The sequence below is a fragment of the Mesorhizobium sp. P5_C1 genome, from assembly GCF_054049815.1.
On record NZ_JBFULQ010001351.1, the window covers coordinates 1 to 613 of the forward strand.

The 613-nt window shown below is 54.3% G+C and carries 1 protein-coding gene; it reads right to left on the reverse strand.

Annotated features, from left to right (window positions below; genetic code table 11):
- Window positions 1-28: 28 nt before the first annotated feature.
- The coding region (locus tag ACXJ7R_RS35760; RefSeq protein WP_457155892.1) for an HWE histidine kinase domain-containing protein at window positions 29-613 on the reverse strand (585 nt) is incomplete at its 5' end.

The window sequence follows — 613 nt, forward strand, 5'->3', positions numbered from 1 at the left end:
GTCGGCGACCAGCCCCACATTCGGCCCATCAAGCAATGTCGGCGACCAGCCCCACATTCGGCCCATCAAGCAATATGCGCGACCTATCGCTCGTATCGTAATGGCGAAGTTCCGATTCCAGCAGTTTGTGCAAAGATGCCATTTGCCAGTAGTCGTCGGTGAGCATTGAATGTGTATCTGCCAGGGACACGATTCTCGCCGAGAAATCGCGTACGAAATCGTTTACACTACCGCTCGATTTCGCCGTTGCGTTCATCATCGCTCGGACATTGGCTAGAGTATTCTTGACGCGGTGATGGAGTTCTCTGATCAGCAACTTCTGCCGGTCGGCAACTTCCTGTTTCTGTTCGATATACGACTTGACCTCAAGTTGGCGGGCGCGGGCACGCAAGGCTGACCGCACGGAGTTGGCGAGGCTCGATGCGAGGAAAGGTCGCTCGAGCACGATCACATAACGATCGAGGAAGGCTAGCCGCTTGTCGATTTCTGTTCCCCGCATCGTCAACAGCACGATCGGAAAATCGGACCACGCTGGCTGATGCTCGAGCCATGATGCAAACTGATTTCGATTGGAGCTGATCAAAGCTTCTTCTGCAACGACTAGGCACTTAGC